A 23,547-nucleotide genomic window follows, 5' to 3' on the forward strand; every position below is an offset into this window, starting at 1 on the left:
GTGATGTTTAGCCTCTTTTTTAGCATGAAGCATCACTAATACAATCCGTCCTGACCTCTGACAGGAGTGCACGGCAATGTCGGCCACAACGACACTCTCCCCCAAAGCAGTGATTTTCGACGCGTACGGCACGCTCTTCGACGTGCATTCGGTGATCGCTGCCGCGGAGCAGCTATTCCCCGGCAACGGTGACGCGCTCTCGCAGTTGTGGCGGCAGAAACAGATCGAATACACGCAGTTGCGCACGCTCGCCGCTCCGGTGGGCACACCCGGCGCGCACTACCGGCCGTTCTGGGACATCACGCTCGACGCGTTGCGCTTCGCCGCGAAAAAACTTCAACTCACGCTAGGCCGCAGCGCCGAAAAACGTCTGATGGACGAATATGCGTGCCTGTCCGCCTTCCCCGACGCCGTGCCCGCACTGCGCCTGTTGCACGACGTGTCCTCCACGGCAGCGGCGCCCGCAAGCGGCGAATCCACCTCGCGCCTGCGCCTCGCGATTCTCTCGAACGGCAATCCGCAAATGCTCGACATCGCCGTGAAGAGCGCCGGCATGACGGGCCTGTTCGACCACGTGTTATCCGTCGACGCCGTGCGCGCCTACAAACCCTCACCCGCCGCTTATGCACTCGGCACCCAAGCCTTCGGCGTGGAACCGCGCGAGATCGTCTTCGTGTCGTCGAATGGCTGGGACGTGGCGGGCGCGACGTGGTTCGGCTTCACCACTTTCTGGCTCAACCGGCAAAACGCACCAGCCGAAGAACTGGGCGTCACGCCGCACGGCGCGGGCGCAGGCATGACCGATCTGCCCGCTTTTCTGAAAACCCTGGCATCGCCCGGCCGCAGCAGCGGCGCCGGCGGCGGCCGCCCACGCCACAGCCCTGGCGCGTGACGGCTACCACTGGACTGCGCGACGTGCATCACCCGCATTTCAACATTTGTATCTTTGCAATCTGACCGACCAAGGAGAAAACATGGCGAACCCGCAGTCATCGCATGCATCGTTGCAGTTGCCGCAAGGCATGGAAATCACGGCTGAAATCAAGCCGGGCTATGACACGATTCTCACGCGCGAAGCGCTCGAACTTGTCGCCGCGCTGCACCGCACTTTCGAACCGCGCCGTCAGCAGTTGTTGCAGGCACGCGCGGAACGCACGAAGCGCCTCGACGCCGGCGAGCGTCCCGACTTCCTCGCCGAAACGAAAAGCGTGCGTGAAGGCGACTGGAAAATCGCACCGCTGCCGCAGGACTTGCAGTGCCGTCGCGTGGAAATCACCGGACCGGTCGAGCGCAAGATGATCATCAACGCGCTGAATTCGGGCGCGGATTCGTACATGACCGACTTCGAAGATTCGAATGCGCCGAGCTGGGATAACCAGATCACCGGCCATATCAATCTGAAGGACTCAGTGCGCCGCACGATTTCGCTGGAACAGAACGGCAAGTCGTACACGCTGAACGACAAGATCGCCACGCTGATCGTGCGTCCGCGCGGCTGGCATCTGGACGAGAAGCACGTGAAGGTGGACGGCAAGCGTGTGTCGGGCGGCATCTTCGACTTCGCGCTCTTCATGGTGCACAACGCGAAGGAACTGGTCGCGCGCGGCTCGGGCCCGTACTTCTATCTGCCGAAGATGGAAAGCCATCTCGAAGCGCGCCTGTGGAACGACATCTTCGTGGCCGCGCAGGAAGCGGTCGGCGTGCCGCGCGGCACGATTCGCGCGACGGTGCTGATCGAAACGATCCTCGCCGCGTTCGAGATGGACGAGATCCTGTACGAACTGCGCGAACACAGCTCGGGCCTGAACGCCGGCCGCTGGGATTACATCTTCTCGGCGATCAAGAAGTTCAAGTCCGACCGCGACTTCTGTCTGGCCGACCGCTCGCAGATCACCATGACCTCGCCGTTCATGCGGGCCTACGCGCTGCTGTTGCTGAAGACCTGCCATCGCCGCAGTGCGCCGGCGATCGGCGGCATGAGCGCGCTGATTCCGATCAAGAACGATCCGGCCGCGAACGACAAGGCAATGACCGGCGTGCGCTCGGACAAGGCGCGCGACGCCGGCGACGGCTACGACGGCGGTTGGGTCGCCCACCCGGGCCTCGTGCCGATCGCAATGGAAGAGTTCGTCAAGGTGCTCGGCGACAAGCCGAACCAGATCGGCAAGCAACGCGACGACGTGCTCGTCACGGCAACCGACCTGCTGGACTTCCGTCCTGAAACGCCGATCACCGAGAACGGTCTGCGCAACAACATCAACGTCGGCATTCATTACCTGGGAGCGTGGCTCACGGGCAACGGCTGCGTGCCGATCCACAACCTGATGGAAGATGCCGCCACCGCGGAAATCTCGCGCTCGCAGGTGTGGCAATGGATTCGCTCGCCGAAGGGCAAGCTCGATGACGGCCGCAAGGTCACGGCCGAGCTGGTGCGCGCGTTGTCGGTGCAGGAACTCGACAAGGTGAAGCAGGCCGTGGGCGGCGATACGAAACCGTATGAGCGCGCCGCGCAGATCTTCGAGGCAATGTCGACGTCGGAGCAGTTCACCGACTTCCTGACGTTGCCGCTGTACGAGGAGATCTGAGGCCGGCGTCGGACCTCGAGCGCCTTGGTGGCATCAGGTGCAGGAGTGACGGACGACGCAGTAGCAAGTCCGCTTTCGCGTGTCATTTCGCGTGCTTATTCGTGCAGCGCACGCGGCGCGAAAGCGGCTTGAGTCGCAAGGCTGACCGACCGGGCGGCCCGACAGGCGCATGCCTGCCGGGCCGTTTTTTATGCACGCGTGACGCGTTCAGTCAGCGCGAGCTGCGATGCTCGACCCAGTCGCCCGATCTGATTTCCGGCAAGCCCTTCACCGCATTCGGCGCAACGGGATAAAAGCGGCAGTTCACGACATTGCCGTCGACTTTCACCATCACCTCGCGCGCGAGGAAACGATCCTCGACGCCTGGATAAACCGCCTCGATTTCGTCGAGCACCGCGACCAGTTCGTCGTCGATCTCATAGACGTCGCCGATCACATCGACACCGGCTTCGTCGACGACGAGACCCGGGTACGAGCCGAAATCGAACAGGTGGCCGCGCACCGTGGCCGTGCCCAGCAGATTGGGCGCGGCGATCTCGTTGCGCGCCGCCGCTTCGCTGATGTCGTTCACTTCACCGGCGCGCAATGTGCCGTATACAAAGACGGTCTGCATCGTCGTTTGCTCTCCTTGAAGGGGGTTCGGGTGACTTGTGCTTCTGTTCGAATCTGCGTCCTGGCTGCGGTCGAGCTCAGCTCTGTTCACTTCAATGCCGCGCTCGCCACGAGCACGCCGTCGCTATCCACGTAGATCCATTCACCGGGACGCACTAGCGCGCCGGGCAACTGCACCGCCACGCCGCGCTCGCCGGTGCCGAGTTTCTGGCCGCGCCGCGGGCAGGTTGCCAAAGCTGCAATGCCGACGTTCACTTCATTGAGCTCCAGCGTGTCGCGCACACAGCCGTTCAGGACGATGCCCGCCCAACCGTTCTGTTGCGCAATCTGTGCAAGGTTGCCGCCCACCAGCGCGCAGCGCAGGCTGCCGCCGCCATCGACCACCAGCACACGGCCCGCGCCCTTCTCTTCGAGCGTGGCGCGCACGAGTGCGTTGTCTTCGAATACCTTCAGCGTCACCGCTTCGCCGCTGAAACACTCGGCACGGCTGAACAGGTGAAAAACGGGATCGAGCACGCGCAACGTGCCGAGCGCCAGTTGGTCCTCGTGCGCGTCGCACAAGTCCGCGGTTGCAAAGCTCATGGAGTTCTCCTCGGGTCTGGGCATCGACACATTATGCAACGCCGGGTGCCACGCAACACCTACAATGAGAAGCCCGCGGCGGTTTGCCGTAGCGGGTTTTGCATGGCGGAGCCTTGAGACTACTTTCCGGGTCCGCTCTTCTCGCGTTCCGTTATCGGGATCGATCTTCACCATGACTTCGTCCGTCGACTCAGACCTGTCGAGCTTCGTACGCTTCGCCGACACTCCTCCCGAGTTCCAGCCGACCGATGCGCATCCCATCCGCGTGCGTTCCCGGCAGATGCCCTCGGGCTGGCGCATTGCGCGTCACACGCATGCGTGGGCGCAGGTGGCCTATGCGTCGCGCGGCGTGCTGCGAGTGGCGACGACCGGCACGACGTGGATGGTGCCGCCGTCGCGCGCAATCTGGGTACCGCCGCACGTGACGCACGAAGTGGTCGCTGTCGAAGACGCGTTCCTGCGCACGCTGTACATCACCGAAAGTACCGTGCCGGCCGGGCTCGACACGCCGCGCGTGGTCGAAGTCTCGGATCTGCTGCGTGAAGTGATCGCCGCGCTCGACACACCCGGCATCTCGGCCACGCGCGAGCAGTTGCTCGGCGCGCTCGCACTCGACGAATTGACACGATCCGAGCCACTGCCGCTCTCGGTGCCAATGCCCAACGAAAAGCGCCTGCGCGCGCTGTGCGAAGCGGTCATCGCGGACCCGACGCATGGCGAGTCGCTCGAACAATGGGCGTCCAGCGTAGGCGCAAGCACGCGCACGATTGCGCGGCTGTTCCGTCAGGAGTTGGGCGTGAGTTTTTCGCAATGGCGCCAGCAGGCGATTCTGGCGCGCGCGATTCCGCTGTTGAGCCAGGGAAGGCCGCTCTCGCATGTCGCGCTGGAACTGGGCTATCAGAGTCAGAGCGCTTTCTCCGCGATGTTCCGGCGCGCGTTCGGCGAAAGTCCGCGCGCGTTCATCGAGCGTGGCTCCGAACATCGCGTGGAACATGGGGAGCGTGGCGACATGGAGACGGACAACGAGACGGCGGCGCAGGACCGCGCGGATGCCGAGGACGCCGAGGAGGATGCCGGGCGCTGAGCGTCCGCCTCAGACGCGTCGCGCCAGATGACGGATCGCGCCGAGTTGCGCCAGACGCGGCCCGGTCAGCTTATAGCCTTTGCGCTGATAGAGCCGTGCGGCGGGATTGTCGACGAACACACGCAACTGCAACTCGCGCAACCCACGCTCGCGCGCCCATTGATGCGAGACATCGAGCAGATACGTGCCGGCGCCGAGCCGGCGATGGCCTTCGGCAATCTGCACGTCGCGAATATGCAGCGAGTCGCCCTCTTGCGTGATGCGCAACACGCCGATCGGCGTGCCGTCCACCTCGAGAATGAAATTCTCCGACTCGCGCCAACTGCCGAGAAACAGATCGCCGCGCCAGACGAGATGGTGGCGGCGATAGTAACCGCCCATATTGTTGCGAGTCAGCGCCTCGGCGAACTCGAAATCGTCCATGCTGGCTTTGCGCAGATGAAACGGTAACGCAGCTTCGGTTGGATCGAACATGGCGGAGCGACGGAGATGAGTCGGATCAACGGTAAAACAGGCCGCGCGCGCTGGCAATGGCTGTTTGTCCCGAGCATACCCAGGCGCAATGGATAGCGAAATAAAAAAAGCCCACTTCTTTCGAAGTGGGCTTTCTCAAATCTGGCGGAGCGGACGGGACTCGAACCCGCGACCCCCGGCGTGACAGGCCGGTATTCTAACCAACTGAACTACCGCTCCAGATTTTTTGCGCCGCAGCTTATGAGGCTGGCTCATTTACCACTGCGTCACACTGCATCGCTCATACTTCCAACCGAACGACGCCAGATGCTCTGGCGTCCCCTAGGGGATTCGAACCCCTGTACTCACCGTGAAAGGGTGATGTCCTAGGCCTCTAGACGAAGGGGACAACGTACTGCTTATACCTTTAATGAAAAAGCCCGTTCAAGTTTGGATGAACGGGCTTTGTCTGGCGGAGTGGACGGGACTCGAACCCGCGACCCCCGGCGTGACAGGCCGGTATTCTAACCGACTGAACTACCACTCCAGTCTTTACACCCTAGCTTGCGAGCGTCGGTTATTTCTCTGCAAGCTGCGCCACTTTACTGCCCACCGAGTTGAACTCGGAACACTAAAGCGACGCTGATGTTTGGCGTCCCCTAGGGGATTCGAACCCCTGTACTCACCGTGAAAGGGTGATGTCCTAGGCCTCTAGACGAAGGGGACATAATCTTTTCAGATCTGTCTTTAACTCGCTGCCAACTTACGCTAACTTGTCAGTTATTTCGTTTCGTCAACTGCGAAGACCGCTATTTTAACTACGTTACAACTGTTTGTGAAGTCTTTTTTGCTACAAGCCCCAGACTTCGGGACGACTTCATTCTGCTCTGATGGTGGAGGTAAGCGGGATCGAACCGCTGACCTCTTGCATGCCATGCAAGCGCTCTCCCAGCTGAGCTATACCCCCTTGCAGAACAGAAACGAGATTTTAGAGGCCAATTTTCGCTTTGTAAATACCCTTTGAGCAATTGCATGCGACTTTTTTCGCAAGTCGCATGCAAACGCGCTCAGGCCAGCGCTTTTTCGATACGGCTCACCACGACATCACGCCCGAACAGCATCAGAACGCTATCGATCGACGGCGTGTGCGTGGTGCCCGCCACCAGCAGACGCACCGGCATGGCAAGCTGCGGCATCTTCAACTTGTGCGTGCCGAGCGTGCCCTTCAATGCCGCCGCGATTGCCTCCTTGGTCCACTCTACTGTCTTGAGCGCGGCGGCCAGATCGGCGAGCGCCGGACGCACCGCGTCGGTCACGTGCTGCGCGAGGGACTCGGCGTCCGGCGCCGGCGCACGATAGAACATCGCGGCATTCTCTGCGATTTCCTTTACCGTCGATGCGCGATCCTTCAGCAAGCCCACCACGGCTGTCAGATCGGCGCCCTGGGCAAGCGTGGCTTCGTCGATACCGAGCGCAGCGAAGAAGGGGCGCGCCAACTCCGCGAGGCGCGCGTTGTCGGCTTCCTTGATGTAGTGCGCATTCAGCCAGTTCAGCTTGTCGTGGTCGTATTGGGCCGGGGACTTGCCCAGATGCTCCAGATCGAACCACTCGACGAACTGTTCACGCGAGAAGATTTCCGCGTCGCCATGCGACCAGCCCAGACGCGCCAGATAGTTGACCACCGCCTCCGGCAGGTAACCGGCGTCGCGATAACCCATCACGCTCATCGCGCCGTGGCGCTTGCTCATCTTCTCGCCCTGCTCGTTCAGCACGGTCGGCAAGTGTGCGTAGACCGGCGGCTCGCCGCCGAGCGCGTGCAGAATGTTGATCTGCCGCGGCGTGTTGTTGACGTGATCGTCGCCGCGAATCACGTGCGTGATACGCATATCCAGATCGTCGACCACCACGCAGAAGTTGTAGGTCGGCGTGCCGTCCGGCCGCGCGATCACGAGGTCGTCGAGTTCCTCGTTCGAAATCTCGATGCGGCCCTTCACGGCGTCGTCCCATGCCACCACGCCGTTGAGCGGGTTACGGAAGCGCAGCACCGGCTGCACGCCCGCGGGCGGCTCCGGCAGCACCTTGCCCGGCTCCGGGCGCCACGTGCCGTCATAGCGCGGCTTTTCGCCGGCTTCGCGCTGGCGTTCGCGCAGCGCGTCCAGTTCTTCCGTCGACATGTAGCACGGGTACACCAGCCCCGCGTCCTGCATCTGCTTGAGCACTTCGCGGTAACGGTCCATGCGCTGCATCTGGTAGAACGGACCTTCGTCGAAATCGAGGCCGAGCCACGCCATGCCTTCGAGAATGGCGTCGACGGATTCAGTTGTGGAGCGCTCGACGTCGGTGTCCTCGATCCGCAGCACGAAGATCCCGTTCATCTTGCGCGCGAACGCCCACGGGTAAAGCGCGGAGCGAATGTTGCCGAGGTGGATGAAGCCGGTGGGACTCGGTGCGAAACGGGTGCGAACAGAGGTGGTCATTAGCGGTTACTCGGAAGACAGGCGCCGGCGCCTGGGTGGGACATAGCCCGTGAAGCAGCCCGTGAAGCGTGGCAGCGGACCGCGCCCGTGCGGCAGGCAGGCGCCGCGCATGGACACGAAGGAAATAAATGCGAGAGGCGAATTATACCTTCCGCAAGCGGGTTGCCTGCCCTCGTCCGAACGGCCAATGCGGCCCGCGTGCCGCGTCGCGCAGCGCCCGAGCGTTTCCTCTGCAACGTTTCATTACCGCGCCGCCGCGCGCACCTGGCTTTGATTTATGATGTGCGCGCGCTGCGGCCGGAGTTCAATCCACAGCGCCTTGGTATCGCCGCCGGCGATCCTGTCGTCTGACTATCTGCCTGATCGCGGCAAGGGTGACGCCGATTGCGTTGCCCGCGCCGTTGCTGGAGAACTCGTTGAAACCCTCATCGCCTCGCCTCGCCCGCCGCAACTTTTCATTGGCCGCCGCCTCCGCGGTGCTGGCCGCCTGCACCACCACCGGGGGCAAAACCGATAGCACGCCCGTTGCCGCCACGCCCACCACCAACACGCCACCACTCGACAAGCCACAGCGGCCGCTGCGCGTCGCGCTCGCGCTGGGCGGCGGCGCCGCGCGCGGCTTCGCGCACATCGGCGTGATCAAGGGGCTCGAGGCGCGCAATATCCAGATCGACCTGGTGGCCGGCACCAGTGCGGGTTCGGTGGTCGGTGCGTTGTACGCGTCGGGCATGAACGGCTTCGCGCTCAACAAGCTCGCCTTGAGCATGGACGAAGCATCGATCAGCGACTGGGCCATGCCGTTTCGCACGCGCGGCTTCCTGCAAGGCGTCGCGTTGCAGAACTACCTGAACACGACGCTCAACAACCGTCCGATCGAGAAAATGGCCAAGCCGCTCGGCGTGGTCGCGACCGACCTGAAAACCGGCCAGCCGATCCTGTTCCAGCGCGGCAATACCGGCGTCGCGGTGCGTGCGTCGTGCAGCGTGCCGTCGATTTTCGAGCCGGTGAAGATCGGCGGACACGAGTATGTGGACGGCGGGCTGGTGAGCCCGGTGCCGGCGTCGTTCGCACGCAAGATGGGCGCGGATTTCGTGATCGCCGTGGATATCTCGCAGCGCCCGGAAAGCGGCCTGACGGCCAGCTCGTTCGACGTGCTGATGCAAACCTTCACGATCATGGGCCAGACGATCAAGGCCTATGAACTCGACAAGTACGCCGACGTCGTGATCCGGCCGAATCTGGCCGCCATGAGCGGCAGCGATTTCTCCCAGCGCAACGCCGCGATTCTGGCCGGCGAAGAAGCGGTGGCGAAGATGATGCCGGAGTTGCAGCGCAAGCTGGCAGCGAGTCGCGTAGCGACGTAGCGGACCTGAAGCGCTCTGCGAAGCGGCTCGTTGGCCGCTCAAATGCAAAAAGCCTGCTTCGAACGAAGCAGGCTTTTTTACGCCGGAACCGCCGCGGAATGGGCCACAGACCGGGCCACACTATCCCTTACTGATTGCCGCCGATCGCCGCGTTCACGCGCTTGCGCAGATCCTGGCCGTCCTGATAGGACGTCTCGATCCGGCGCGCGCCGGTAAAGCGCTTTTCCCAGTAGCCGCTATCCATGTCGTCGACACGGATCGTGCTGCCCGTGGAAGGCGAATGCACGAACTTGTTGTCGCCGATATAGATGCCAACGTGCGAGAACGTGCGGCGCATGGTGTTGAAGAACACCAGATCGCCCGGCTTCAGGTCGCTCACGCGAACCTTCTCGCCGACGCGGCTCATTTCCTCGGCGCGGCGCGGCAGCGCCATACCGAGCGTGTCCTGGAACACGTAGCGCACGAAGCCGCTGCAATCGAGCCCGGAATCCGGTGTATTGCCGCCCCAGCGGTAGCGCACGCCGATCATGTTCAGCGCGCCGACCACCACGTCGCCCGCTTTTCCGGCCATGCCGGAAAGAAACGATTTGGCGCCGCTGTCGCTTTCCGGCGCGGTGGTTTGCGAATTGGAAGTGGGCAAAGAATTCGACCCGCTGAGGGTCGAATATGAGGCATTCTGATTGAAACTGCTTACTTCGTCGGCGAACGCGCCGGGAGTTGCTGCCATCAAGACGCCAATGAACATCCCGGCGACGACGCGCGTACCAGCCTGGGTTAGGTTTCTGTGCTGCATTGGTCGGTATTTTTTGCCTAAGAATCAGGGAGCTACGGAAAAAGTTTGGTCGATACTAGCCAGTAAGTATTCACGTGTCAAAACAAATAGAAAAAATCAATCGAGACACGCACCCAATTGGTGAAAGGGTGAAAAATCAATGGTCAAGAGCTGCTTTCAGCAGCTTTCGAGTGTAGGGGTGCGCGGGTCTCGCAAAAATTTCCTCAACGCCCCCCGTTTCCACGATCGAACCGTTTTGCATGACCGCGACACGATGCGCCATCGCCCCGATAACAGCCAGATCGTGACTGATGAAAACGAAGCCCAGGTTGTACTTCTGCTGCAACCCGGTGAGCAGTTTCAACACCTGCTGCTGAATGGAAACGTCGAGCGCGCTGGTCGGTTCGTCGAGGATCAGAATGCGCGGCTCCAGCACCAGCGCGCGCGCAATGGCGATCCGCTGACGCTGGCCGCCGGAAAATTCGTGCGGATAGCGTTGCAGCACCGTGCGGTCGAGGCCGACTTCGCGCAGTACCGCGATCACCTTGTCGCGCCGCGCTTGCGGCGTCATGGCCGGCCGGTGCAGCGCAAGCCCTTCGCCCACTATGCGTTCGATGGTCTGGCGCGGCGACAGCGAACTGAACGGATCCTGAAAGACGACCTGCATATTCGAGCGCAAGGCGGTCTGTTCGGCGCCGCGATAGCTGCCGAGCGGCCTGCCCTGAAACTCGATCTCGCCGTGCACGGTGCGCTGCAGACCGAGCAACGCCATCGCCAGCGTCGATTTGCCCGAACCCGATTCGCCGACGATCCCAAGCGTTTCACCCTGCCGCACGGACACATTGGCGTCCGCGACCGCGCGAAACCGCCCCGAGCGAAACCAGCCGCTGAAGCCCGGCAGCTTCGTTTTGAAATCGACCGAGATGTCGCGCCCTTCGAGCACCACCGGCGCAATCGGCAGCACCGGCACAACCGTGCGTTCCGGGCGGCTCGCCAGCAGACGCTGCGTGTATGGGTGCTGCGGCGCCCCGAAGACCTGCTCGACGGGCCCGCTTTCCACCAGAACGCCCTTCTCCATCACCGCGATGCGTTGCGCGAAGTGGCGCACCAGATTCAGATCGTGCGTGATCAGCAGAACCGCCATGCCGCGCTTTTCCGCTTCGTCGCGTTGCAATTCGAGCAGCAGTTCGACAATCTGTGCGCGAATCGTGACGTCGAGCGCGGTGGTCGGCTCGTCGGCCAGCAGCAGACGCGGACGGCACGCCAGCGCCATTGCGATCATCGCGCGCTGACGCTGGCCGCCGGAAAGCTGATGCGGATAGCTGTTCACGCGCTTGCCCGGTTCGGCAATGCCGGTGCGCCCCAGCAGCGCCACCGCGCGTTTGCGCGCCTCGTGCGCGCTTACGCCATCATGCACGACGATGGTTTCCGCGATCTGGTCGCCGACCGTATAGAGCGGATTGAGTGCGGTCATCGGCTCCTGAAAGATCATCGCGATATCGGAGCCGCGCATGCCGCGCATTTCGCGCTCGCTTTTGGCAAGCAGGTCTTCGCCGTCGAAACGGATCGAGCCGCTCACCTGCGCGTCGCTCAGCAGGCGCAGGATCGACAGCGCGGTCACGCTTTTGCCCGACCCCGATTCGCCGACCAGCGCCACCCGCTCGCCCCGCTGGATCGCGAGCGTGACGTCCTTCACCGCGACCGTGTCGCCAAAGCGCACGTGCAGATGCTCCAGCTCGAGCAGCGGCGTCGCGGCCTGCGGTGCGTTGTTCTGCAAGCCGGCGCTCATTGATTGCCTCCGGCGCGCATGGCATCGGAGATGCGTGTGTCGAGCGCGTTGCGCAACGCATCGCCCATGAAGGTCAGCAGCAGCAACATCGCTATCAGTACGCCGAAGGTAGACAGTGAAATCCACCACGCGTCGAGATTCGCCTTGCCTTGCGCGAGCAGTTCACCGAGGCTCGGCGTCGGCGACGGTACGCCCAGACCGAGAAAGTCGAGGCTCGTCAGCGCGAGAATGGCGCCGCTCATGCGAAACGGCAGGAAGGTGATGACCGGCGTCAAGCTATTGGGCAGCACATGCCGCCACATGATCTGCCAGTTCGACAGCCCCATCGCACGTGCCGCGCGCACATAATCCTGGTGGCGATTGCGCAGAAACTCCGCGCGCACATAGTCGGACAGGCCGATCCAGCCGAACAGCGAGAGCAGCACGATCAGCAGAATGAAGCCCGGCTCGAAGATCGACGAAAAGATGATCAGCAGATAAAGCTCGGGCATCGCGCTCCATATTTCGATCAAACGCTGCCCGATGATATCGATACGTCCTCCGAAATAACCCTGCACGGCGCCCGCCGCAATTCCGAGTATCGTGCCGATCAGCGTCAGCACCAGCCCGAATTCCACCGACACCCGGAAGCCGTACAGCAAACGCGCGAACAGGTCGCGGCCACGGTCGTCGGTGCCGAGCCAGTTGTCGCGCGACGGCGGGGCCGGGTTCGGCGCCTTCGAAAAGTAGTTCAGCGTGTCGTAGTAGTAGCGATTCGGCGGATACAGCGCGAAATTGCCCGGCGCGTCGAAGCGCTGCTTGACATACGGATCGAGATAATCGGCCGGCGTCGGGAAATCGCCGCCGAACGTGGTTTCCGCGTAGGTCTTGAACATCGGGAAATACAGGTTGCCCTCATAGCGCACCACGAGCGGCTTGTCGTTCGACCACAGCGGACCAGCCAGACTCGCCGCGAACGCCACCACGAATACGATCAGACTCCAGTAGCCCAGGCGCTGCTGGCGAAAGCGCTGCCAGACACGGCGCGCAGGCGAAGGCGAGACGAACGCGCGCGCGGTTTCGGCGCGCGCCGACGCATCGGCGGAAAGACGGGCTCGATTCATCAGCGCTCCAGTTGTTCGAATTGGATGCGGGGATCGACCCACACATAGCAAAGATCGGAAATCAGCTTGGTTGCAAGACCGATCAGCGTGAACAGATACAGCGTGCCGAGCACGACCGGATAGTCGCGCCGCACCACCGATTCATACGACAGCAGCCCGAGCCCGTCGAGCGAAAACAGCGTTTCGATCAGCAGACTGCCGGTAAAGAACGCGCCGATGAACGCGGCCGGAAACCCGACGATCAGCGGCAACAGCGCATTGCGGAACACGTGCTTCCATAGCACGCGCTTTTCGGACAGACCTTTGGCGCGCGCGGTCAGCACGTATTGTTTGCGGATCTCGTCGAGAAAAGCGTTTTTCGTCAGCATGGTGACCACCGCGAAACTGCCCACGACCGAGGCCGTGATCGGCAACGCGATATGCCACAGATAGTCGAGCACCTTGCCGGCGACACTCAATTGAGCCCAGTTGTCCGACGTGAGATTGCGCAGCGGAAACAGTTGCAGGAACGTGCCGCCACCAAACAGCACGAGCAGCAACACGCCCAGCACAAAGCCCGGAATCGCGTAGCCGATCAGCACCACGAGGCTCGTTGCGACGTCGAAGCGCGAGCCGTTGCGGATCGCCTTGGCAATGCCGAGCGGCACCGATATCAGATACGTCAGAAAGAACGTCCATAAGCCGATGCTGATCGACACCGGCAGCTTGGAGACGATCAGCGACCACACGCTTTGATGGCGGAAATAGCTCTGGCCGAGATCGAAAGTGGAGAAGCGCTTGAGCATCAGCACATAGCGCTCGAGCGGCGGTTTGTCGAAGCCGTAGAGCGCCTTCAGTTGCGCGATCTGCTGCGCGTCGACGCCGCTATGCGCGCGCAAACCGAACGGCGCACCGTTCTCCGCGCCTTTGCGCAATTCGTGCTGCATCTGCTCGACCGGGCCGCCGGGGACGAACTGGATCACGGCGAAAGTCAGCGTCAGCACGCCGAGCAGGGTCGGGATCATGAGCAGCAGGCGTTTGAGGATGTAGCTCCACATAGCGGCGGTTCCGGTGCGAAGGCGATGAATGAATGACGCGTTAGCGCGGCTGGGCCTGGGCTTGCGGCTGCGCGAACCACCACGTCGACGTGATCCAGCCTTCTGCTGAATAGTACAGGGGCAATGTTTTTGGCCACGCGAGGCCGCGCTTGAACGCCACCCGGTGCGTCGCGCTGTACCAATGCGGCACGACATAGTAGCCATGCATCAGCACGCGGTCGAGCGCGTGGGTGGCATCGATCAGTTGCTCGCGGGTCTGCGCATGCACGAGCGCGCTCAGAATGGCATCGACCGCGGGCGACTTCAGCCCGATCATGTTGTCGGAGCCTTGCGTATCCGCGGCCTTGCTGCCGAAGCGCTCGATCTGCTCCGAACCGGGCACCTGCACGTCCGGCATCCGGATCGTCGTGGTGTCGAAATCGAAGCTGTCCAGACGCTTCTGATAGACCGCGAAATCCGACACGCGAAACGTGGCTTCGATGCCGAGCTTCTGCAGATTGCGGATGAAGGTCGCGACGATCGGCTCCATCTGCGCGGACGAGCCGGAGTCGTCCAGAATCTCGAAGCGGAACGGCTCGCCTTTGGCATTACGCAACGCGCCGTCGCGATAGGTCCAGCCGGCCTGCTGCAATAGCGCGCGCGCCTGCAACAGATTGGCGCGCAGCGAGCCGGGCGGATCGGTGTCCGGCTGCTTCGGCGGCGGACCGAACACCGCCGGGTCGAGCTTCGCGCGCCACGGTTCGAGTAACGCCAGCTCGCCTGGCGACGGCAACCCCTTCGCCTGCAGATCGGTATTGGCGAAGAAACTGTCGATACGCGTGTACTGATTGAAGAACAACTGGCGGTTGAGCCACTGAAAGTCGAGCGCGAGATCGAGCGCCTTGCGCACGCGCACGTCCTGAAACAAAGGCCGCCGCGTGTTGAGCATGAAGCCCTGCATGCCGGTGCCGTTATGTTGCGGAAACACCTGTTTGATCAGCTCGCCGTTATCGAACTTCTTGCCAACGTCACGCCGAACCCAATTGCGCGCGACATACTCGACCAGTACGTCGTACTCGCCCGCTTTGAACGCTTCCAGACGCGCCGTGCTGTCCGAATACAGCTTGTAGACAATATGATCGAAGTTATTCGTGCCGACACGCACCGGCAGCGCCGCGCCCCAGTAATTCGGGTCGCGCCGGTACGTGATCGTTCGGCCGTTGTCGTACTGCTCGATCAGATAGGGACCGCTGCTGATCGGCTTTTCGAACGCGAGCTGGTCGAACCGAATCCGGCTGCCGTCCGGCTTCATCCCCCACTTGCGCGAGAACACCGGCATACCGCCCGCAAGTAACGGCAACTCGCGATTGCGCTGGCGAAACTCGAAGCGGATCGTCTGCGAATCGACGACCACCGCGCGCGTGATCTCGCCGAAGATCGATGCGAATTGCGGCGCGGCCTGCGGGCTCTTCAGCGTATCGAGCGAAAACTTGACGTCGTCGGCGGTGACCGGCTCGCCGTTCGAAAAGCGCGCGCGCGGATTGATGTGGAAGGTGACGGACAAGCCGTCCGGCGCGATGCTGATGTCGTCGGCGAGCAGCCCGTAGGCGGACGCCACTTCGTCGCTGCTGCCGGTGGTGAGGCTTTCGAACAGCAGGTCCACACCGGGCGCCGTATTGCCGCGCAGTGTGAACGGATTGAATTTATCGAAGCTCGTGAGGCGGCTCGGATTGGCCAGCACCAGCGTGCCGCCCTTCGGTGCGTCCGGGTTGACGTAGTCGAAGTGCTTGAAATTCGCCGGATATTTCGGGTCGCCGTATTGCGCGATCGCATGGACCGCCTGCGCCCTCGGCGCCACGAGCAACCCGGCCACCGCCAGCACGCCGCACATCATGGCCGCGCAGAGGGAGCGCCATGAACGCGGCACGAGCGCGCAGCCGGCGCGCGAGGGTCTGTGAATCACGCTGCACTGAAGTGCACGAGGCGTTGGAACCCTTCGCGAGCCAGTCGTCATAGAGGTCTTGTTGATCAGTGGGCAATTGCAGTGTGAGAGAATTCTACCCAATAAACCTGCGCGATCCGCACGCCGGTTGCACACAGCGTCGACGTGTGAGGCACGCCGATCTGAACAGGAGATTCCATGGGCTTCCTCGCTGGCAAACGTATCCTGCTGACCGGCTTGTTGTCGAACCGCTCGATTGCATACGGTATCGCGCAAGCCTGCAGGCGCGAAGGCGCCGAGTTGGCGTTCACCTATGTCGGCGAGCGCTTCAAGGACCGCATCACGGAGTTCGCCGGCGAGTTCGGCAGCGAACTGGTGTTCCCCTGCGACGTCGCCGACGACGCGCAGATCGACGCCCTCTTCGCTTCGCTGAAGCAACACTGGGACGGCCTCGACGGTCTGGTCCACTCGATCGGCTTTGCGCCGCGTGAAGCGATTGCCGGTAATTTCCTCGACGGCATGACGCGCGAAAATTTCCGCATCGCGCATGACATCTCAGCGTACAGCTTCCCCGCGCTCGCCAAGGCCGCGCAGTCCATGTTCACACCGGACGCGTCGTTGCTCACGCTGAGCTATCTCGGCGCCGAGCGCGCGATTCCGAACTACAACACGATGGGTCTCGCCAAGGCTTCGCTCGAAGCGAGCGTGCGGTATCTGGCGGTCTCGCTCGGCGCCAAAGGCGTGCGCGTCAACGGCATTTCGGCGGGCCCGATCAAGACGCTGGCTGCGAGCGGCATCAAGGGCTTCGGCAAGATTCTCGAGTTCGTCGAACAGAATGCGCCGCTCAGGCGCAATGTGACGATCGAACAGGTCGGCAACACGGCGGCTTTCCTGCTGTCGGATCTGGCGGCCGGCGTGACCGCGGAAATCGTGCACGTCGATAGCGGCTTTAATGCGGTGGTGGGCGGCATGGCTGCTGTTGCGGAGTGAGAGTGTGATTCGCTTGAGCGTGTGGCGCTCTGTTCGAGCAGCTGTGTTTCGCTAGCCTGTTGCGGAAGCCCAATAGAAAAACCGCCCTCCCGGGCGGCTTTTCTTTGACTTCGCGGTTCGATCAATCCCTGTCTGGACGCTCAATGCCAGCCGCGACGATTATCGTAATGGTCGTGGCCATAGTTGTAACGCCCCGGGGGATGATGGCGATACCAGTCATCGCGCGCCCAGTAGCGGCGGCCGTCCCAATAGCGGTCGCCATGCCAGCCGATTACGATCGACGGGCCGCCGTAGTACACGGGAGCCGGTTGATACACGACCGGCGGCGGAGGCGGCGGCGGCGGTGCATAGACCGGTGCCGGCGCGACGTAAACCGGCGCGGGAATGCCGATGTTGACACCCACGTTGAGACCGCCGGCCATTGCAGCACCCGACGCGCCCAACGCGAAAACCCCGATCAGAAGCGGAACAAAACGAGCGGACTTCATCGATCACCCTTTGGAAGAATGTGTTGTTGGCGGCAATATAACGCAAGGCGCTGTCCAGCGTATTTCAACTTTGTAATAACTGATGCATAACATCGCACTCGCGCGTGACTGGTTACGTCTCGTTACATTGGATGAGGTTTTGGTGAAGAAGGGGTGGTGTTGTAATCGGTGCGGGTGTTCGTAACGGCTCAGGTTTCGTCCTCGTGGCGCCGCGTGCTGCAGCGCTTGACGGCCGAGCAGGCGCACATTGGCGGACACGCAGGGTTGCCGCCGCCATCAGGCCATCGTTATTCGGCGCGCCCCGTCCAGATGGACAGTCTCTTCAATGTCGTCTTACAGCAGCGTTGCTCTATCTGACGGTGCTATTTTCTTTGATATACATCATGGCCGTCACCGTCCCACCGCTGCCGCCGAGAGGATTCTGAACGATATATTCCTGCTTCATGGTCGAAAAGGATAGGCGGACACTTTCGTGGCAAGTTGTTTCGTTCGCGAGCGGCGCAACGTGCGTGATTATCACGTCATACAGAGCGACCGAGCCAGAAAAATCATAGTTCCTGACTATTATCTGAGGAACTTCTATTCTCGTCAGAGCAAGGCCTCGAGAAATCCCAACGCCGAACGCGCCAAAATGGAAGTGGTGCGGATTTCTGTCTGGATCATTCAACGATATCATACTGCCCGATATCACGGAAAAACCCAGACTGAGACCCAGCGTCGCGCTTGTATCATAGGTCCACTTGCTTTGCCTCAGATACGCCATTTGCTGTGATCCCCTTTCCCAGGAAACTTCACAATCAATAAATTAAACAGCCCTATGGCCGGAATACCTACAACAAATGCAGTCAATAAAATACTCGGAAACCAGATCGCACCAACCCGACCAATCGTCGGACGGGGATTGGGGGAATATTCCAGATAGAGAACGGTGACCCGGTCGCCGACCTTATAGCCAGCAATCCACCCGCCCTGAGGGTATGAAACGCGCTCCCCTTTTTTGTTTACATATTCGATCTGCGGATGACTGCCACCCGCATTTAGCGGGACGACTCGACCAGGGGCTTTGACGGCCGCGTAGAGAAAATCTTTTGTGTCGTCAATAGAGATAGCCAGGCCGATCAGACAGCCAATCCAGAATATCGAAAAAATAAGGACTTTAAAGCGTCGCATGAGCACTTCATCGGTCAGCGGCATGGTACGAAATACCCTTCACATTCGTGGTGTGTGAGTATGTTGATAGCGAAGGGGCAGTTAGCGGAGGCTCCGTGTTTTTTGGCATGCAGGTTGACCTCCAGGCAAGAGATTGAGCCGCCCTACCCCTACTCGGCGCACTTTGTTCGGCAGGTTGCACGATGCAACAGATCGGTTCGTTGTACATATTTTTCGTCACAAGGACGGCCATCGATGATTAGAGGACATGAAACATTCAAACGCCCGCTAATACTTGCATCGGGTCGAGATCATCGCAGAGCTCGGCCCGATGTTTGCCGGTGTTATCAACGTAGCGCGCTACGGCCGTTCGACTACCAGACAGATCCCAATCATCTCGCAGAAACTGCGGCTTGGTTCTCCGAACCGAGAGGGGCATCCACCGCACGCGGCGGAAACCGGTGATAGAAGGGTTTGATGGGCTATGACTACGCGGGCAGAAAGGACGTATCGAATAATGCGCCCCAAAAAACAAAACCCCGCAGAGCCTAAACTCTGCGGGGTTTGCCACCATCGCTGGCGGAGACGGAGTCCGTCTCCGCCTATACCGGCATCTCACACCACCTCACTCATTATCACCCAACCCTTTGTTTCTCTTGAATTTTATGTCCATCTTCGTCTACTATTGAACAGTGGAATCAACGACCACAACATGGGTAGAAACGTGGGTAGATGGGTTAGGCGGAGAGATTCGTGGCACGAGGAACCAGCAAGCTGTCGGCACGGCGCGTGGATGAACTGAAAGTCCCAGGCTACTACGGCGACGGCGGTGGCCTGTGGCTTCAGGTAAGCAAAACCATAACCAAGTCATGGATATTTCGATATAGCCGATATGGTAAAACACATGATCTCGGACTCGGCGCGTTCCCGGCTGTTAGCCTGAAGACAGCGCGCGAGAAAGCCGCTGAGCAACGCTCCATCCTGGCCGCCGGCGGCGACCCTAAAATGGAGCGCGCCGCAGCCAAGGCAACGGCCGCCAACCGGATGACATTCGACCAGTGCAGCGCCGCGTACATTGAGGCGCATCGCGGCGGCTGGAAGAACGTCAAACACGCAGATCAGTGGACAAACACCCTGGCAACATACGCCAGTCCGATTATCGGCGCTCTGGATGTGGGACATATTGACACACACCACGTCATCCGCATTCTGGAGCGGGATTCACTCTGGACCACAAAAAACGAAACAGCGTCCCGGGTCCGGGGCCGGATTGAACGGATTCTCGCGTGGGCGAAGACCCGCAAGCTGCGGACGGGAGACAACCCGGCTACATGGCTGAACCACCTGGACACCCTCCTGCCGAAACCGAGTCAGGTGCAGGACGAGTCGCATTTTCCCGCACTGCCTTACAAAAACATGAATGCGTTCATGCGGGAACTCCGTGAACGTCCGGGCGTAGCAGCCCGCGCGTTGGAATTCACGATACTGACAGCCGCCCGGACCAACGAAACCATCGGCGCAACATGGGACGAAATCGATCTCCAAAACGAGGTTTGGATTGTGCCTGGCCCGAGGATGAAGCGCAGTCGCGCCCATCACATCCCGCTCTCCCCGCGGTCCATAGAAATCCTGAATGCACTATGCGCTGAACGCGATGCGGGCAAGAAGATTAGCAAAAACCCTTATGTCTTTCCAAGTGGAGACGAGGGGTTGTCAAACGCCGCAATGGCGAAAGTCATCAAGATAATCAATGGCAGGAGACGGAAAGCCGGCCTGCCCATATGGGTCGATCCAATGGAAGGAAATCGGCCGGTGGTACCACATGGCATGCGCAGCAGTTTTCGTGATTGGGCTGGTGAAGTCTCACACCACGCGAAGGAACCTATTGAACACGCGCTGGCGCACAAGCTTGCCGACGACAGCGAGGCAGCCTATCAGCGCGGAGCCCTGTTCGACAAACGTCGCATCCTGATGAACGATTGGCAAACGTATATAGATACGGTACAGCCAGACCCACAAACTGCAATCGCAGCGTGACGATTATCGGCCGCATCCGGCCAAAAAGGAGGGCCCTTTCGGCTAGCCATGGAAATGTTCAGGCCGATTGTGACCAGCCAGCACAGGCAATCACAGCCCTCGAAGCCCTCCTAGGTGTGCGAAAATACTTAGGAAATCAGGTTAGGGATAGAATTGCCTGCAACTCGAGCCGGATCAAGTCTATGGCACGCAACGGAAATAACCCCAAACGCCGCATCGCCCCACCCGAGCGTCTGACCGAGGACGAGAAAGTGGCGCTGACGGAAGCCGTACGCTACGTCGGCAGTGGTCACCACAAGCGCAATCCGGCTGATTACGGGTTACAGCGAACAAACCCCCGCCCCACCAAGTCACTCTGTGATCTGGAACGGACCATCCGCCTCGCTGAGGCGAAGCAGCTTGTAGCGAGCGGTATCGAATGTGGCCTGATCAGCGAGCCTCAGGCCAATGGATTCCCGAAGTTCATCTGGAGCGTGTCAGAGCATGGCGAGGTATTTGAAGCCAAAACAGACACCCACGGGACTGGGGAATACCACGGGTATCCTCTGGAAGATGAAGATGACATGCACAAGTACGTAAAATCGATCTGGAAAGAAAGATGTCAGAACGCTGGTCAATAAATGCCGACTGGGCAGAACTGGAAACGGGATCGCCGGAAGAGCGAGCCGGTTTTGCTGCGCTTGGCATCTACGCCTACGATGCCTGCCTGACGGCAGGCCACGATCGGCTTTTGCAGAGCATCCGGCACTCGCCCTATCTGTCCGCCTACCACCTCGCCGAGTGGCTCGCCTGGAACTGGTGGCGCCTGCGTTGGGAACCACACAAGCAGTCGCTCGACTGGGAACTCTCGCACGCGATGGCAAGCATCGGTGGCGGCTATATCTGGCCAAATATTCGCATCGTTTCCGATGGGAAAAGCGTTACGCTGGTATGCAAGCCCACAGCGGAGCGCGCAAACACACCATACCGCTATATCAGTGACAGCGTAAGCGTCCTCCCTGCCACTGACTTTGAAGTCGGAATCGATCTGTTTATTGAAGCGGTTTTGCAACGACTGCAAACGCGCGGGGTTGCCGGCAGCAACCTGCACGAAATCTGGCGGGATGTCATCGAAGAACGCCAAGATCCGGCCTTGTCCATGCACCGCAAACTCGAAGCCCTGCTGGGAGAGGATCCGGGCGAAATGGACGAAGGCCTGCTCCATCAATTCGCGGGCAATATCGTAGCCACAGGCCAAACAGCGCTTGAAGAAATCGCCGCTAACCGCATTCCAGGCAAGGCCGTACCCGATATCGCACACCTGCTTGAATTAGGTCATGCACGAGGCACTGTTACCAACCCTCAAGACCGCATCACGCTGCACGCGCCGACTCCCCATGATGCAGACGCAGCGTGGCGAGTAGGTATCCGCGCGGCACAACTACTTCGATCTCAGGAAAACATCGATCCGGATGTCGCGATCACAAATGACCGGCTCGTCCAGATGTACGGGGCACCACGCGATATCCTTAACCGTTCAGAACAGGCACTCGACCTGTCCTTCACCTTGTCTGAGTCTGATCAGCGTCAACGGACCGTGCTGCGCTCCAGATGGGATACAGGGCGTCGTTTCGAACTGGCCCGTCTGCTGGGTGACAGCCTGATCCACACCACAGAAGATCCCATGCGTCCCGCCACGCGCTCGGATACTTACCGCCAGAAAATGCAGCGCGCATTCGCAGCAGAACTCCTCAGTCCGTTCCAGGCCGTTGACGACATGCTGGATGGAGATTACTCGATGGAGAACCAGCAGGATGTCGCTCACCACTTCCATGTATCCAGCTTGACCATCCGTACACTGCTGGTCAATCACAACCGGATTGACCGCAGCGAACTCGATGAAGCAGATTGGGCACATGCGTGAAACTCACCCCGAAGGCCTTGCAGCATGCAAGGCCTTTTTCTCAGCTTGATTGCAGATCACGATGAAATCGCATTTTCATCGATGACATACAATCTTGTGTGCCACGCCAGTTGCATTTACGGTGTACGAAATTCCTTTCCTCGCCCCGATCCAGGCTCCACTATTCACAGGAGCCACCGGATCAATTTTCTTCCAATATTTTCTCTCCACACGTCGCGACCATCATGGCCGAGCCTACATATGATGGACAAGCAGGTCATTCCGACGTTACAAGGGACCGCTATTTATGGGTAAGGCTACTTCTGTCGGGGTGTATTTGAGCTGCCTGCTAGTCAGGTTGAGACACAAGAAGCTTCGCGATTTCTCCAGCGAGTGACTGGTTTTCCGCATCGGGAACGATGAGACTGAATTCGACGTGAGTGCGTATTTCGGGGATGTCGAACGGACGTTTCGGCGAAGCCGAACAGGCTGGAAGGCGGTACTGCGTAGTGCATGGATTGTAGCGTGAGTGTTCGGAATCAGGCTATGTCGTCGTCGGGTTTGTTCTTTTTGCGCATTGATTCGCCCTTCAATGGGAGCTTGTGTGCCTGATGTACGAGACGATCGAGAATGGCGTCAGCGAGTGTGGGATCCTGTAGCCATGCGTGCCAGTGCTCAAGGGGCAACTGGCTGGTGATGATCGTTGATCGGGTTCCGACGCGATCGTCGAGCACTTCAAGCAGATCATTGCGAGCGCCCTGATCGAGATCTTGCAGGCCCCAGTCGTCCAGCAGCAGGACGTCCATCTTCGCAAGCTGAGCCAGTCGACGGGTGAAGCTGCCGTCGCCGTGCGCAATTTTCAGTTCCTCGAACAACCGGGCAACGCGGACATAAAGTACTGAGAAGCCCTGCCGGCAGGCCTGCTGTGCAAACGCGCAGGCGACCCACGTCTTTCCGGCGCCGGTCGGACCGCTCAATATGACGTTCTGGGCATTACGAATCCAGTCGCAGCCGGCGAGCGTGGCGACGATCCGCTGATCGAGCCCACGACTCTGGCGGTATTCAATGTCCTCGATGCAGGCCTGTGGGTTCTTCGTAAGCGACATTTGGCGGCCGTCTTGACGATCAGAATTTGATCTCGAAGAGGCGTTCGTTGAGGCCTTGGAGGTCAAAGGCAGAAGGATCGAAACTACCGCCGCACCAGTCGAGCAACCGGTGGTGT

At 60.6% G+C, this 23,547-nt stretch carries 20 protein-coding genes and 5 tRNA genes; 8 read left to right on the top strand and 17 right to left on the bottom strand.

Going from position 1 to position 23,547, the window contains the following annotated elements; all coding sequences use genetic code 11:
- The first annotated feature begins 76 nt into the window (after positions 1-76).
- Together NE850_RS20180 and aceB are read left to right on the top strand one after the other, a co-directional pair.
- Positions 77-892 carry a haloacid dehalogenase type II gene (locus NE850_RS20180; protein WP_007181397.1) on the top strand — a complete coding sequence of 272 codons (816 nt, stop codon included), beginning with the start codon at positions 77-79 and terminating at the stop codon, positions 890-892.
- 82 nt (positions 893-974) lie between these two features.
- Positions 975-2,585 carry a malate synthase A gene (gene aceB / locus NE850_RS20185; protein WP_310699300.1) on the top strand — a complete coding sequence of 537 codons (1,611 nt, stop codon included), beginning with the start codon at positions 975-977 and terminating at the stop codon, positions 2,583-2,585.
- Between the two features lie 211 nt (positions 2,586-2,796).
- Here aceB and NE850_RS20190 read toward each other — a convergent pair whose 3' ends face one another.
- On the bottom strand, positions 2,797-3,198 hold the full coding sequence (locus NE850_RS20190; protein WP_007181395.1) for a gamma-glutamylcyclotransferase: 402 nt from the start codon (positions 3,196-3,198) through the stop codon (positions 2,797-2,799).
- An 86-nt stretch (positions 3,199-3,284) separates the two neighbouring features.
- Positions 3,285-3,779 carry a ribonuclease E activity regulator RraA gene (rraA, locus tag NE850_RS20195; protein WP_007181394.1) on the bottom strand — a complete coding sequence of 165 codons (495 nt, stop codon included), beginning with the start codon at positions 3,777-3,779 and terminating at the stop codon, positions 3,285-3,287.
- 172 nt (positions 3,780-3,951) lie between these two features.
- Between rraA and NE850_RS20200 the strand changes: the two genes are divergently transcribed.
- Positions 3,952-4,863 carry a helix-turn-helix domain-containing protein gene (locus tag NE850_RS20200; protein ID WP_007181393.1) on the top strand — a complete coding sequence of 304 codons (912 nt, stop codon included), beginning with the start codon at positions 3,952-3,954 and terminating at the stop codon, positions 4,861-4,863.
- Positions 4,864-4,872: 9 nt separating this feature from the next.
- Here the strand turns inward: NE850_RS20200 and NE850_RS20205 are convergent, their stop codons facing one another.
- From NE850_RS20205 to gltX, 7 genes are all read right to left on the bottom strand, one after another.
- Positions 4,873-5,337 (bottom strand): GNAT family N-acetyltransferase, encoded by a 465-nt coding sequence (locus NE850_RS20205; protein WP_007181392.1) that lies wholly within the window; start codon positions 5,335-5,337, stop codon positions 4,873-4,875.
- A 142-nt stretch (positions 5,338-5,479) separates the two neighbouring features.
- Positions 5,480-5,556: transfer RNA gene (locus NE850_RS20210), tRNA-Asp, on the bottom strand.
- A gap of 93 nt (positions 5,557-5,649) precedes the next feature.
- Positions 5,650-5,725 (bottom strand) — tRNA-Glu (locus NE850_RS20215).
- 61 nt (positions 5,726-5,786) lie between these two features.
- Positions 5,787-5,863, bottom strand: a tRNA-Asp gene (locus NE850_RS20220).
- Positions 5,864-5,966: 103 nt separating this feature from the next.
- Positions 5,967-6,042, bottom strand: a tRNA-Glu gene (locus NE850_RS20225).
- Positions 6,043-6,207: 165 nt separating this feature from the next.
- Positions 6,208-6,283 (bottom strand) — tRNA-Ala (locus NE850_RS20230).
- Between the two features lie 100 nt (positions 6,284-6,383).
- The gene (gltX, locus tag NE850_RS20235) at positions 6,384-7,793 is read right to left on the bottom strand and encodes a glutamate--tRNA ligase (RefSeq protein ID WP_310699301.1); all 1,410 of its coding nucleotides are present in this window, start codon (positions 7,791-7,793) and stop codon (positions 6,384-6,386) included.
- A gap of 416 nt (positions 7,794-8,209) precedes the next feature.
- On the opposite strand from gltX, the gene NE850_RS20240 reads away from it, so the two are divergent.
- Positions 8,210-9,157: a patatin-like phospholipase family protein gene (locus NE850_RS20240; RefSeq protein WP_035518557.1), complete on the top strand. Its 948-nt coding sequence runs from the start codon at positions 8,210-8,212 to the stop codon at positions 9,155-9,157.
- A 127-nt stretch (positions 9,158-9,284) separates the two neighbouring features.
- On the opposite strand, the gene NE850_RS20245 is transcribed toward NE850_RS20240, so the two are convergent.
- The 5 genes from NE850_RS20245 to NE850_RS20265 all read right to left on the bottom strand — a co-directional run bounded on the left by NE850_RS20245 (position 9,285) and on the right by NE850_RS20265 (position 15,731).
- Complete coding sequence (locus NE850_RS20245) at positions 9,285-9,950, bottom strand: C40 family peptidase (RefSeq protein ID WP_007181389.1); 666 nt, start codon at positions 9,948-9,950, stop codon at positions 9,285-9,287.
- A 136-nt stretch (positions 9,951-10,086) separates the two neighbouring features.
- Positions 10,087-11,718, bottom strand: a complete 1,632-nt coding sequence (locus NE850_RS20250; protein ID WP_007181388.1) for an ABC transporter ATP-binding protein — start codon at positions 11,716-11,718, stop codon at positions 10,087-10,089.
- A complete protein-coding gene (locus NE850_RS20255) occupies positions 11,715-12,821 on the bottom strand; it encodes an ABC transporter permease (protein WP_310699302.1) in 1,107 nt (368 codons plus the stop codon). The genes NE850_RS20250 and NE850_RS20255 overlap by 4 nt, the downstream gene beginning before the upstream one ends.
- The gene (locus tag NE850_RS20260; protein ID WP_007181386.1) at positions 12,821-13,858 is read right to left on the bottom strand and encodes a microcin C ABC transporter permease YejB; all 1,038 of its coding nucleotides are present in this window, start codon (positions 13,856-13,858) and stop codon (positions 12,821-12,823) included. The genes NE850_RS20255 and NE850_RS20260 overlap by 1 nt, the downstream gene beginning before the upstream one ends.
- Before the next feature lie 40 nt (positions 13,859-13,898).
- Positions 13,899-15,731 (bottom strand): extracellular solute-binding protein, encoded by a 1,833-nt coding sequence (locus NE850_RS20265; protein WP_197740252.1) that lies wholly within the window; start codon positions 15,729-15,731, stop codon positions 13,899-13,901.
- Positions 15,732-15,977: 246 nt separating this feature from the next.
- On the opposite strand from NE850_RS20265, the gene fabI reads away from it, so the two are divergent.
- A complete protein-coding gene (fabI, locus tag NE850_RS20270) occupies positions 15,978-16,769 on the top strand; it encodes an enoyl-ACP reductase FabI (RefSeq protein WP_007181384.1) in 792 nt (263 codons plus the stop codon).
- 140 nt (positions 16,770-16,909) lie between these two features.
- On the opposite strand, the gene NE850_RS20275 is transcribed toward fabI, so the two are convergent.
- Positions 16,910-17,257 carry a hypothetical protein gene (locus NE850_RS20275; protein ID WP_007181383.1) on the bottom strand — a complete coding sequence of 116 codons (348 nt, stop codon included), beginning with the start codon at positions 17,255-17,257 and terminating at the stop codon, positions 16,910-16,912.
- Positions 17,258-18,007: 750 nt separating this feature from the next.
- Entirely contained in the window at positions 18,008-18,451 is a 444-nt protein-coding gene (locus NE850_RS20280; RefSeq protein ID WP_165186285.1) for a DUF3592 domain-containing protein, read from the bottom strand.
- A 708-nt stretch (positions 18,452-19,159) separates the two neighbouring features.
- Here NE850_RS20280 and NE850_RS20285 point away from each other — a divergent pair.
- From NE850_RS20285 to NE850_RS20295, 3 genes are all read left to right on the top strand, one after another.
- Entirely contained in the window at positions 19,160-20,443 is a 1,284-nt protein-coding gene (locus NE850_RS20285) for a phage integrase central domain-containing protein (RefSeq protein WP_310699303.1), read from the top strand.
- Between the two features lie 182 nt (positions 20,444-20,625).
- The gene (locus NE850_RS20290) at positions 20,626-21,063 is read left to right on the top strand and encodes a hypothetical protein (protein ID WP_310699304.1); all 438 of its coding nucleotides are present in this window, start codon (positions 20,626-20,628) and stop codon (positions 21,061-21,063) included.
- Entirely contained in the window at positions 21,042-22,346 is a 1,305-nt protein-coding gene (locus NE850_RS20295; protein ID WP_310699305.1) for a hypothetical protein, read from the top strand. Before NE850_RS20290 ends, NE850_RS20295 begins: the two co-directional genes overlap by 22 nt.
- Positions 22,347-22,864: 518 nt before the next feature.
- On the opposite strand, the gene istB is transcribed toward NE850_RS20295, so the two are convergent.
- Positions 22,865-23,497 carry an IS21-like element helper ATPase IstB gene (gene istB, locus NE850_RS20300; protein ID WP_405044869.1) on the bottom strand — a complete coding sequence of 211 codons (633 nt, stop codon included), beginning with the start codon at positions 23,495-23,497 and terminating at the stop codon, positions 22,865-22,867.
- Positions 23,498-23,547: the final 50 nt, after the last annotated feature.

It is taken from the genome of Paraburkholderia sp. USG1 (assembly GCF_031570135.1).
GTDB classification, from domain to species: Bacteria; Pseudomonadota; Gammaproteobacteria; order Burkholderiales; family Burkholderiaceae; genus Paraburkholderia; species Paraburkholderia dioscoreae.

Excerpts from the sequence above, each read along its gene's own strand:
- fabI (WP_007181384.1), top strand. The coding sequence starts at position 15,978 with ATGGGCTTCCTCGCTGGCAAACGTATCCTGCTGACCGGCTTGTTGTCG.
- NE850_RS20260 (WP_007181386.1), bottom strand. The coding sequence starts at position 13,858 with ATGTGGAGCTACATCCTCAAACGCCTGCTGCTCATGATCCCGACCCTG.
- NE850_RS20280 (WP_165186285.1), bottom strand. The coding sequence starts at position 18,451 with ATGCCGCTGACCGATGAAGTGCTCATGCGACGCTTTAAAGTCCTTATT.
- NE850_RS20190 (WP_007181395.1), bottom strand. The coding sequence starts at position 3,198 with ATGCAGACCGTCTTTGTATACGGCACATTGCGCGCCGGTGAAGTGAAC.
- NE850_RS20290 (WP_310699304.1), top strand. The coding sequence starts at position 20,626 with ATGGCACGCAACGGAAATAACCCCAAACGCCGCATCGCCCCACCCGAG.
- NE850_RS20205 (WP_007181392.1), bottom strand. The coding sequence starts at position 5,337 with ATGTTCGATCCAACCGAAGCTGCGTTACCGTTTCATCTGCGCAAAGCC.
- NE850_RS20265 (WP_197740252.1), bottom strand. The coding sequence starts at position 15,731 with ATGATGTGCGGCGTGCTGGCGGTGGCCGGGTTGCTCGTGGCGCCGAGG.
- aceB (WP_310699300.1), top strand. The coding sequence starts at position 975 with ATGGCGAACCCGCAGTCATCGCATGCATCGTTGCAGTTGCCGCAAGGC.
- NE850_RS20200 (WP_007181393.1), top strand. The coding sequence starts at position 3,952 with ATGACTTCGTCCGTCGACTCAGACCTGTCGAGCTTCGTACGCTTCGCC.
- NE850_RS20255 (WP_310699302.1), bottom strand. The coding sequence starts at position 12,821 with ATGAATCGAGCCCGTCTTTCCGCCGATGCGTCGGCGCGCGCCGAAACC.
- NE850_RS20250 (WP_007181388.1), bottom strand. The coding sequence starts at position 11,718 with ATGAGCGCCGGCTTGCAGAACAACGCACCGCAGGCCGCGACGCCGCTG.
- NE850_RS20275 (WP_007181383.1), bottom strand. The coding sequence starts at position 17,257 with ATGAAGTCCGCTCGTTTTGTTCCGCTTCTGATCGGGGTTTTCGCGTTG.
- rraA (WP_007181394.1), bottom strand. The coding sequence starts at position 3,779 with ATGAGCTTTGCAACCGCGGACTTGTGCGACGCGCACGAGGACCAACTG.
- NE850_RS20180 (WP_007181397.1), top strand. The coding sequence starts at position 77 with ATGTCGGCCACAACGACACTCTCCCCCAAAGCAGTGATTTTCGACGCG.
- NE850_RS20295 (WP_310699305.1), top strand. The coding sequence starts at position 21,042 with ATGTCAGAACGCTGGTCAATAAATGCCGACTGGGCAGAACTGGAAACG.
- gltX (WP_310699301.1), bottom strand. The coding sequence starts at position 7,793 with ATGACCACCTCTGTTCGCACCCGTTTCGCACCGAGTCCCACCGGCTTC.
- NE850_RS20245 (WP_007181389.1), bottom strand. The coding sequence starts at position 9,950 with ATGCAGCACAGAAACCTAACCCAGGCTGGTACGCGCGTCGTCGCCGGG.